We start from the raw sequence: 2,562 nt of genomic DNA, 5'->3' as shown, positions 1-2,562 counted from the left end.
GCAACGACGCTGTCTTGAACCAACAAGGATCACACCAATGACTGCCAAGGGAACTGCACTGATTACCGGCGCCTCCACAGGGATCGGCGCCATCTACGCCGACCGTCTGGCGGCACGCGGATATGACCTTATTCTTGTGGCGCGCAACAGGGACAAGCTGCAGTCCCTCGCCTCATCCATTTCTGACAAGACAGGCCGCGCCGTCGAAGTGCTGGCCGCCGACCTCGGTAAAACGGCCGATCTTGCCCGCGTTGAAAAGGTGCTGCGGGAAGATGCCAGCATTACCGCACTGGTCAACAATGCCGGCATTGGCACCCACACGACACTGCTGGACAGCGATGTTGAGCGCATGGATGCCATGGTGCAGTTGAACGTGACGGCGCTGATGCGCCTGACCTATGCCGCAGTGCCCGGTTTTGTGGCGCGTGGCGGTGGAACGGTGATCAACATCGCCTCGATTGTGGCGGTTGCACCAGAACTGCTCAACGGCGTTTATGGTGGCACCAAAGCCTTTGTTTTGGCCTTCACCACCTCGCTCAACCACGAACTTGCCGACAAGGGCATTCGCGCCCAGGCCGTTTTGCCCGGTGCCACACGGACCGATTTCTGGGCGCTGGGCGGATTGCCGGTTGAACATTTGCCAAGCGAAATCGTGATGCAGGCAGAAGACATGGTGGATGCCGCACTCGCGGGCTTTGACCAGGGTGAAACCAGCACCATTCCGGCACTGAAGGATATTGCATTGTGGAACGCCTATGAGTCGGCGCGGCTTGCACTTGGGCCACAACTTTCCGCCACCCATGCAGCCCCTCGCCTTACCAACGCGGCCTGAAACAGTCGCGCGCTTCTTGCCTTCCAAACAAAGGATTACTGCCATGAAACTGACAGGCAACACGATTTTCATTACCGGCGGCACCAGCGGCATTGGCCGTGGCCTTGCCGAAGCGCTGCACAAGCTGGGCAACAAGGTCATCATTTCAGGGCGTCGCAAGGCGCTGCTGGATGAGGTAACGGCCGCCAACCCCGGCATGGCTGCGATACCCCTTGATGTGACAAGCATTGACAGCATTCAGGCAGCAGCGGCGCAACTGGTGACGACCTATCCTGAGCTGAACGTGGTGTTCAACAATGCCGGTTTCATGCCGTTTGACGATGTTTCCGGCCCGGTTGATGACGTGGTTGCGCAGGATCTGATTACCACCAACCTGCTGGGGCCCATCCGCGTGACCTCGGCATTGATTGAACATCTGAAAACGCGGCCAGAGGCCACCATTCTTTATACCAGCAGCGTACTTGCCTTCGTGCCGATTGCCAGCAACGCCATTTATTCTGCCACCAAAGCCGCATTGCATTCCTTTGCCCTGTCGCAACGTTTTCAGCTGCGTAACACCACGGTACGGGTGCAGGAAATTGCGCCCCCATGGGTGGACACAGACCTGATCTATAAAAGTGGTGATCCGCGCGCCATGCCGCTGGCCGCCTTCGTTGAGCAGACGCTGGCTGCGCTTGGCACAGATGCGCCTGAAGTGATTGTCGATGCCATCCGGCCGATGCGCGACAACCCCGGTGCCGATGAACATGCGCTGTTCAACGCCTTCAACCAAAGCATTGTCGATAACCCCATTCCGGTGGGTGCCTGACGACCCTCAAACCAAGGGTCGGTGGTGACGCAAAGCCAGCCGACATCGGTCGCCAATCTCTTTTAAAAACCTGACCATGAAAGGAAATGACATGTCCCGCATCAGCATTCCTGAACCGCAGTCCGCACCTGAGGCATCACAGGCCACATTGGGCGCGATCAACACAAAGCTTGGCCGCGTGCCAAACTTCTTCCGTGTTCTTTCCAACAGCCCGGCGGTTATCAATGCCCATGCCGCTCTCAACCAGGGGCTTGGCAAGGCGCTTGACGTGAAGACCCGCGAACGCATTGCCCTGGCCGTTGCCGCCGTAAACGGTTGTGAATATTGCAATGCCGCACACACATTTACCGGCTTTACCTTTTCCAAGCTCAGCCGCGAGGAAATTGAGCTGGCCCGGCAAGGCACGTCTGAGGAGCCAAAGGCTGCAGCCTCGGCCGGATTTGCCCGCCGGGTGGCGCAGGCCCGTGGCAAGGTAACACAAGCCGACATTGATGCGGTGCGCGACGCCGGCTTCAACGATGCGCAGATCGTTGAAATCGTTGCGGTGGTGGCAGAAAACTTCTTCACCAACCTCATCAACAATGTCGTTGAGACTGGCGTGGACTTTCCCGAGATCTGAAGCGCCCCCTGAATGCCTACAGTGTCGGCCAGAATGGGCGGGGCCTCCCTGCCCGTTCTGGTTCAATTGCCACAGGCGGTTATTTTTATGAAAATCTTACGCGAAGCGCAGGAACTTTAAACGCCGCTATGCGTTCATCGCCCCGATGGGCAGCAAGCACTGTGAGTTGGGTGTGGTGGCAGCCGTCTGGACACTGCAACGGATAACCCATTTTTACTGCGAGAGCGCCTTGCGACCGACTGATTAGGACGACCAGAACGATCTGCATGAACGACTTGAGGCGCTTGAAGCCTATGACATCAT

At 57.8% G+C, this 2,562-nt stretch carries 4 protein-coding genes; 3 read left to right on the top strand and 1 reads right to left on the bottom strand.

All coding sequences use genetic code 11. From position 1 onward, the window contains the following. Positions 1 to 37: 37 nt before the first annotated feature. From RT613_RS22040 to RT613_RS22030, 3 genes are all read left to right on the top strand, one after another. Complete coding sequence (locus RT613_RS22040) at positions 38 to 832, top strand: SDR family oxidoreductase (RefSeq protein ID WP_313618520.1); 795 nt, start codon at positions 38 to 40, stop codon at positions 830 to 832. A gap of 43 nt (positions 833 to 875) precedes the next feature. Continuing rightward, on the top strand, positions 876 to 1,640 hold the full coding sequence (locus RT613_RS22035; RefSeq protein ID WP_313618519.1) for an SDR family NAD(P)-dependent oxidoreductase: 765 nt from the start codon (positions 876 to 878) through the stop codon (positions 1,638 to 1,640). A gap of 91 nt (positions 1,641 to 1,731) precedes the next feature. Continuing rightward, the gene (locus tag RT613_RS22030; protein WP_313618518.1) at positions 1,732 to 2,259 is read left to right on the top strand and encodes a carboxymuconolactone decarboxylase family protein; all 528 of its coding nucleotides are present in this window, start codon (positions 1,732 to 1,734) and stop codon (positions 2,257 to 2,259) included. A gap of 85 nt (positions 2,260 to 2,344) precedes the next feature. On the opposite strand, the gene RT613_RS22025 is transcribed toward RT613_RS22030, so the two are convergent. Then, a partial coding sequence (locus RT613_RS22025) for a hypothetical protein (protein WP_313618517.1) occupies positions 2,345 to 2,562 on the bottom strand: 218 nt, incomplete at its 5' end.

It is taken from the genome of Agrobacterium sp. (assembly GCF_032092815.1).
GTDB lineage: Bacteria > Pseudomonadota > Alphaproteobacteria > Rhizobiales > Rhizobiaceae > Agrobacterium.
Note: the sequence above shows the minus strand (reverse complement) of the source record. Positions and strands in the feature narration are given on the sequence as shown.

Coding starts and splice junctions, on each gene's coding strand:
- RT613_RS22040 (WP_313618520.1), top strand. CDS start 38: ATGACTGCCAAGGGAACTGCACTGATTACCGGCGCCTCCACAGGGATC.
- RT613_RS22030 (WP_313618518.1), top strand. CDS start 1,732: ATGTCCCGCATCAGCATTCCTGAACCGCAGTCCGCACCTGAGGCATCA.
- RT613_RS22035 (WP_313618519.1), top strand. CDS start 876: ATGAAACTGACAGGCAACACGATTTTCATTACCGGCGGCACCAGCGGC.